General features: G+C 50.8%; 6 protein-coding genes. 4 read left to right on the top strand and 2 right to left on the bottom strand.

Annotated elements, in window-relative coordinates; translation table 11 throughout:
* The 4 genes from FC814_RS23605 to allE all read left to right on the top strand — a co-directional run.
* A partial coding sequence (locus tag FC814_RS23605; protein WP_071528444.1) for an IS1 family transposase occupies nucleotides 1–60 on the top strand: 60 nt, incomplete at its 5' end.
* A 265-nt stretch (nucleotides 61–325) separates the two neighbouring features.
* A complete protein-coding gene (allD, locus tag FC814_RS18405) occupies nucleotides 326–1375 on the top strand; it encodes an ureidoglycolate dehydrogenase (protein ID WP_137326287.1) in 1050 nt (349 codons plus the stop codon).
* 21 nt (nucleotides 1376–1396) lie between these two features.
* Nucleotides 1397–2632 (top strand): allantoate deiminase, encoded by a 1236-nt coding sequence (gene allC, locus FC814_RS18400; RefSeq protein ID WP_137326286.1) that lies wholly within the window; start codon nucleotides 1397–1399, stop codon nucleotides 2630–2632.
* Nucleotides 2633–2642: 10 nt separating this feature from the next.
* Nucleotides 2643–3428 (top strand): (S)-ureidoglycine aminohydrolase, encoded by a 786-nt coding sequence (gene allE / locus FC814_RS18395; RefSeq protein ID WP_000540971.1) that lies wholly within the window; start codon nucleotides 2643–2645, stop codon nucleotides 3426–3428.
* Nucleotides 3429–3660: 232 nt separating this feature from the next.
* Here the strand turns inward: allE and glxK are convergent, their stop codons facing one another.
* Complete coding sequence (gene glxK / locus FC814_RS18390) at nucleotides 3661–4806, bottom strand: glycerate 3-kinase (protein ID WP_137326285.1); 1146 nt, start codon at nucleotides 4804–4806, stop codon at nucleotides 3661–3663.
* A gap of 21 nt (nucleotides 4807–4827) precedes the next feature.
* A complete protein-coding gene (locus tag FC814_RS18385; RefSeq protein ID WP_105289793.1) occupies nucleotides 4828–6129 on the bottom strand; it encodes a uracil/xanthine transporter in 1302 nt (433 codons plus the stop codon).
* Nucleotides 6130–6138: the final 9 nt, after the last annotated feature.

Below are 6138 nucleotides of genomic sequence, written 5' to 3'. Positions count from 1 at the left end.
TCGGTGGAGCTGCATGACAAAGTCATCGGGCATTATCTGAACATAAAACACTATCAATAAGTTGGAGTCATTACCCGATGACCGATGAAAAATAAGGTGATGAATATCACACGGGAATTATTAGCAAAAGAATTCAAATAACCGCCAGACTATTATCTGCTAATTTTTAACAAGCAGGGTTATTTTAAAAAACAAACCAAAAGTGCGCGGATTATCAAATAAATTCTAATTATATTTTTTTGCCTGTCTGGATCACATAATCCAGATATTTTCCCTGTATGTTAATTGCAGTCATGCTTCACACCGTCGTTAAAAAGGAAGACAGATGAAAATCAGTCGGGAAACACTCCACCAGCTAATCGAGAATAAACTCTGCCAGGCTGGATTAAAACGTGAGCACGCTGCAACCGTGGCTGAAGTATTGGTTTATGCCGATGCCAGAGGGATCCACTCTCATGGCGCGGTACGCGTGGAATACTACGCAGAACGTATTTCAAAAGGCGGCACCAACCGCGAACCGGAGTTCCGTCTTGAAGAAACGGGGCCGTGTTCGGCAATTTTACATGCCGACAATGCCGCCGGGCAGGTCGCCGCGAAAATGGGCATGGAACATGCCATTAAAACAGCACAACAAAATGGCGTTGCGGTGGTCGGTATCAGCCGGATGGGTCACAGCGGCGCAATCTCTTATTTTGTGCAGCAGGCAGCCCGCGCCGGATTAATTGGCATTTCGATGTGCCAGTCCGATCCAATGGTGGTGCCGTTTGGCGGCGCGGAAATTTACTACGGTACTAACCCACTTGCCTTTGCCGCGCCGGGAGAAGGCGACGAGATCCTTACCTTTGATATGGCGACTACCGTACAGGCATGGGGAAAAGTGCTCGACGCCCGCTCGCGTAATATGTCTATCCCGGAAAGCTGGGCGGTCGATAAAAACGGTGCACCAACAACCGATCCGTTCGCGGTACATGCTCTGCTCCCCGCCGCTGGGCCGAAAGGGTATGGCCTGATGATGATGATTGACGTCCTCTCAGGCGTGTTACTCGGCTTACCGTTCGGGCGCCAGGTCAGTTCGATGTATGACGATCTACACGCCGGGCGTAATTTGGGGCAATTACATGTAGTTATTAACCCGAACTTTTTCTCCTCCAGCGAAATATTCCGTCAACATCTTAGCCAGACCATGCGTGAATTAAATGCCATTACCCCCGCGCCCGGTTTTAACCAGGTTTATTATCCCGGTCAGGATCAGGATATTAAACAACAAAAAGCCGCCGTCGAAGGCATCGAAATTGTTGATGATATTTACCAGTATTTAATTTCCGACGCGCTTTATAAGACGTCATACGAAACGAAAAATCCCTTTGCGCAATAATTATTGAGACAGGACTTTCTTATGATTACACATTTTCGTCAAGCCATAGAAGAAACGCTGCCCTGGCTTTCCTCTTTTGGCGCTGACCCTACGGGTGGGATGACCCGTTTACTTTATTCGCCGGAATGGCTGGAAACCCAACAGCAATTTAAAAAAAGAATGGCAGCAAGCGGGCTGGAAACACGTTTCGATGACGTGGGGAATTTATACGGTCGCCTGAGTGGCAGCGAATATCCACAGGAAGTGGTTCTGAGCGGTTCGCATATCGATACCGTGGTTAACGGCGGTAACCTCGACGGGCAATTCGGCGCGCTGGCGGCCTGGCTGGCAATTGACTGGCTGAAAACGCAATACGGCGCGCCGCTACGTACGGTCGAAGTGGTGGCGATGGCAGAAGAAGAAGGCAGCCGCTTCCCGTATGTTTTCTGGGGCAGTAAAAATATCTTTGGGCTGGCGAATCCTGACGACGTGCGGAATATCTGTAATGCCAAAGGAAATAGTTTTGTCGATGCGATGAAGGCTTGCGGATTCACTCTGCCGAACGCCCCACTAACTCCGCGTCAGGATATTCAAGCCTTTGTCGAACTGCATATCGAACAGGGCTGTGTGCTGGAAAGTAATGGGCAGTCAATTGGCGTGGTGAATGCAATTGTCGGGCAACGTCGCTATACGGTGACGCTGAACGGCGAATCAAACCATGCAGGCACCACGCCGATGGGCTATCGTCGTGACACGGTTTATGCGTTTAGCCGCATTTGCAATCAGTCCGTAGCCAAAGCGAAAAAGATGGGCGATCCGCTGGTGCTGACCTTTGGCAAAGTGGAGCCGCGCCCAAATACGGTTAACGTAGTGCCGGGTAAAACCACGTTCACCATTGATTGTCGTCACACCGACGCTGCCGTGCTGCGCGATTTCACCCAACAGTTAGAAAACGACATGCGGGCGATTTGCGATGAAATGGACATTGGTATTGATATCGATTTATGGATGGACGAAGAACCGGTGCCGATGAACGAAGAGCTGGTCACCACCCTGACGGAACTGTGTGAAACAGAAAAACTGAATTACCGGGTGATGCACAGTGGTGCCGGGCACGATGCGCAAATTTTCGCGCCTCGCGTGCCGACCTGCATGATTTTCATTCCCAGCATTAACGGGATCAGCCATAACCCGGCGGAACGCACCAATATTACCGACCTTGCCGAAGGGGTCAAAACGTTGGCACTCATGCTTTATCAACTTGCCTGGCAGAAATAAGGAGTTATAAATGGGATATTTAAATAACGTCACCGGTTACCGCGATGATTTACTGGCTAACCGTGCGATTGTTAAACACGGTAATTTCGCGCTGTTAACCCCGGATGGTCTGGTAAAAAATATTATTCCTGGCTTTGAAAATTGTGACGCGACAATCCTGTCCACACCAAAGCTTGGCGCTACGTTTGTCGATTATCTGGTGACGCTGCATCAAAACGGCGGTAATCAGCAGGGATTCGGCGGAGAAGGAATTGAAACGTTCCTGTATGTCATTTCTGGAAATATCACTGCCGAAGCCGAAGGAAAAACATTTGCCTTAAGCGAAGGTGGCTATCTTTATTGCCCGCCAGGCTCCTTAATGACGTTTGTTAATGCCCAGGCCGAAGACAGCCAAATCTTCTTGTATAAGCGCCGCTATGTTCCGGTAGAAGGTCATGCGCCGTGGCTGGTTTCTGGCAATGCCAGCGAACTGGAACGCATTCATTATGAAGGCATGGACGATGTTATTCTGCTGGATTTTCTGCCCAAAGAGTTAGGTTTTGATATGAATATGCATATCCTCTCTTTTGCGCCAGGTGCCAGCCACGGTTATATCGAAACCCACGTTCAGGAGCACGGTGCTTATATTCTTTCCGGTCAGGGAGTTTATAACCTCGATAATAACTGGATCCCGGTAAAAAAAGGCGATTACATCTTTATGGGCGCTTATTCTTTACAGGCCGGTTATGGCGTAGGGCGTGGTGAAGCGTTCAGCTATATTTACTCGAAAGATTGCAACCGCGACGTAGAAATTTAAGTCATACCACTCGCCTGATTATTTTTAGCTATGTTGGATTTTGCCACGGTTTATACCGTGGCTTTTTTTGCGGTAAATTCAGGTAAAAAACAGATGCGGGATAAAATGCATCCGCTTCAGGCTGAAAACCGCACAGACAATCCCCTCGCCCCTTTGGGGAGAGGGGGAAAGCCATGCTCGTAGCAATCAGAAGCAGATGCGATATGAACCGCATCCGCTTTAAAGGTAAGAATCAGGGTTTAATTCCCTGACCTATTTTAATGGCGCAGGCAATATTTCGCGCGCTGTTGAAGAGATTGGTTTCACCACTGGCGAGCACTTCGGCTAAAGGTGCCAGACGTGGCAAAATGCTGAACACCGCGTCAATGCCGTACTGGTGCACCACTTCCACACCATCACCCAATACGCCAGCAATCCCAATCACCGGTACATTAAACTGCTTCGCCACCGACGCCACGCCCAGCGGCGCTTTACCGCCTGCCGTTTGCGAGTCGATGCGCCCTTCCCCGGTGATCACCAGCGCCGCTCCCTGCACCGCCTGCTCCAGGTTGACCGCCCGCAGTACAATCTCAATACCCGGTTTAATATCCGCATTGAGAAATACCGCCGCCGCAATACCCATACCGCCCGCCGCGCCGCCGCCCGCCATCTGGCAGACATTGATTTCCGTTTGCTGCTGCAAAACACGGGCGAAATTTTGCAGCCCCTGCTCCAGCTCTTCGACCATCTCCGGCGTTGCCCCTTTTTGCGGGCCAAACACCGCCGCCGCGCCGCGTGCCCCTACCAGCGGGTTATCAACATCACACGCCACTTCAATATGACAGCTCGCCAGACGCGGATCGCATTCCTCCATCTCAATGCTTGCCACACGCGCTAAATTGCCGCCGTTTGCCGCCAGCGCCTGACCGTCGGCATCAATGAAACGCACACCGAGCGCCTGCGCCATGCCCATACCGCCGTCTACCGTCGCGCTGCCGCCAATGCCGAGAATAATATGGCGAATGCCGTTATCCAGCGCATGACGAATCAGCTCGCCGGTGCCATAACTTGACGCCAGCAACGGATTACGCTTTTCAGGCGCGACCAGCATCAGGCCACTTGCTGCCGCCATCTCAATCACCGCCGTTTTCCCGCCGCCGGTAAGGCCATAAAAAGCATTCACTTTTTCGCCCATCGGCCCACAGACTTCGAGCGTCACGATGTTGCCGCCCGTCGCGGCAACCATCGCATCCACCGTTCCTTCGCCGCCATCTGCTATTGGCAAACAGATATAGTGCGCATCGGGAAAGAGGGTCGAAAACCCGGCTTTAATTGCCTGACAACATTTTTCTGCACTTAAGCTCTCTTTAAACGAGTCTGGCGCAATGACAATCTTCATTATCAATCCTTTTTCAACAAATTATTCGATGCGTTCCCACGGAATAAGGTTATCCATAAGAACAGCCAGTAAAATTCCGACCAGTAAGCCGTTACTGAGCAGAGGACGAAGCGTTAATGGAAGGTCTTGCAGATACACAGGCGGTAATGCCATTAAAAATATGCCGACAAATAACGGCAATGCGAGTCGATAAATATTGCGAGCGGTAAACGTTATTTGCTGACTAAACACCAGCGCGGAAAAGAGTAAAGGCAGATAAGAAACCAGCATGACCGCGCTACTCACTGGTAAAGGGATACTGCAAAATAGTCGCGTGAGTGCCGGAACCAGTGCCACCAGCAGGCAAATAACGCTGCCATAAATAAACGAACGCCGCGTGTAATCGCCAGTCTGGGTTAATAAACCAATGGATGAAACAAACGGTGAAAATGGAATTACCGCCAGCGGTACGGTTATCAGCGTCATAAATCCGGTCGCCACAAAGCTACGACGATAACGCGTATTTCCCGCGCCCTGCTGCGGATAAAAAACATCCGTGCCCCGAATCGCACCGTAGGTATTGCTGATATTTACCAGACCTGTAATCACCGCCGTCAGAATAATTCCCGGCGACAACGCACCGCCACTGCCGAGCGGGAACCACTGCCAGTGCAACTCACCGGAGAGCGAATGCGAAGCAGGAAAGCAAAAGTACCACAACAACCAGCCAGTTATGGTGCCGACCAGCAGGCCATAACGGGCAAAACGTTGCGGCAGGAAGATAATCATCCCCAGTACCAGGCACATCACCGCCACCGAGAGCGCGAACGGCGGTAACTGAATTTTAAAATTTGGGTCGGCTATGCCAAACGGCAGCCCGAGCATACCTTTGAAAAAGATAGTAGTCAGCTGCGCGCCCAGCATCAGCATAAACAGCACCATCACCGTCGGAGTAAACAACCGCGCAAGGCGATGACCTAATCCACTAAGTCCAATCAATATCGTCAGCACGCCGGAAATCGCAATCCCCACCGCCAGACTGGTGGCGATATCATTGACAGGTGTTCCGCGCGATGCTTCGCCAAGGGTGATAGTGAGGATAGTTCCCCACCACAGGCCGCCTGGCCCTTCCATAATAGCGCGACGATGACCGCAGAACGCCTGAGCGAAGCAGGCCAGTGCAGTAGCAAGAAAAGCATATTGCGTGAGCGTAAGCAGGTTACTTTGCGGCAACTGAAAAGCCGAAAGCAGCGTAGGAGGAACCACAACCGTGTTGCAAAAAATAAAGAAAAACCACTGAAATCCTGATAACAGGCTTTCGCGGCTCACTGCAAAATTGAACATAAACACACC

It is taken from the genome of Escherichia sp. MR (genome assembly GCF_005280595.1).
Lineage (GTDB): Bacteria > Pseudomonadota > Gammaproteobacteria > Enterobacterales > Enterobacteriaceae > Escherichia > Escherichia ruysiae.
The sequence above is the reverse complement of the archived record's forward strand: the minus strand, read 5'-3'. Positions and strand labels throughout refer to the sequence as shown.